Below are 751 nucleotides of genomic sequence, written 5' to 3'. Positions count from 1 at the left end.
GCTTGTCGGTGATCATCCGCCGGGGCGCACAGCTCTGCTTCTTCAAAAGACGCCTCAGCAACCGCCGCGCTGCCTTGGTGTCACGCCGGGTCTGCACGATCTCATCTAGGGTATAGCCGTCCTGGTCGACCGCCCGCCAGAGCCAATGCTTCTTTCCGGCGATGGTGACGACGATCTCGTCGAGATGCCAAAGGTCGCGGCGGCTCGGCCTCTTGCGCTTCAGGCGGTGGGCGTAATCCCGCCCGTACTTCAAGGCCCAGCGCCGCACCGTCTCGTAGGAGACGGCGATGCCGCGCTCCAGAAGCATCTCCTCCACCAGGCGAAGGCTCAGGGGAAACCGGAAATACAGCCACACCGCATGGGCGATGATCGCCGGAGGGAACCGATGGCGCTTGTAGCTGATGGCGGGCAGGGTCATRCACGCCCACCTACACCGCTTGCCGCCATGCCGGAGTTAACGTGACAACGCCCGGCGGATCAAACGGCGAATCCGATCGATGCTTGGCTTCACATCATTCAAAAGCGCCGCGGCAACCCTGGCCGGTATCGAGATGGTTCACATGATGCGCAAAGGACAGGCCAGATACGCCTACAATCCAAATCCAACCATCGCAGCGCAGTTTGAGATTATCGCAGCGGCGTGAAAGGGCACGAACGACCAAATTCTATGGCGCCGCGGGAATTTGCAACAGAACCCAGATGGGTGGTGCCAGTCGGGCCTTAAGGGGGTGGTGCCAGTCGGGCCTTAAGG

At 61.5% G+C, this 751-nt stretch carries 1 protein-coding gene and 1 pseudogene; one reads left to right on the top strand and one right to left on the bottom strand.

Annotation, left to right across the window (positions count from 1 at the left end; genetic code table 11):
- Positions 1–418 (bottom strand): IS6 family transposase (locus AC1DRP_RS36740; RefSeq protein ID WP_476771163.1); only part of this gene is annotated, 418 nt, incomplete at its 3' end.
- Positions 419–470: 52 nt separating this feature from the next.
- On the opposite strand from AC1DRP_RS36740, the pseudogene AC1DRP_RS36735 reads away from it, so the two are divergent.
- A pseudogene (locus AC1DRP_RS36735) lies at positions 471–644 on the top strand (IS6 family transposase); the annotation flags it as partial.
- Between the last annotated feature and the right edge of the window lie 107 nt (positions 645–751).

Source organism: Allobosea sp. 01N443 (genome assembly GCF_056399325.1).
The sequence above is the reverse complement of the archived record's forward strand: the minus strand, read 5'-3'. Positions and strand labels throughout refer to the sequence as shown.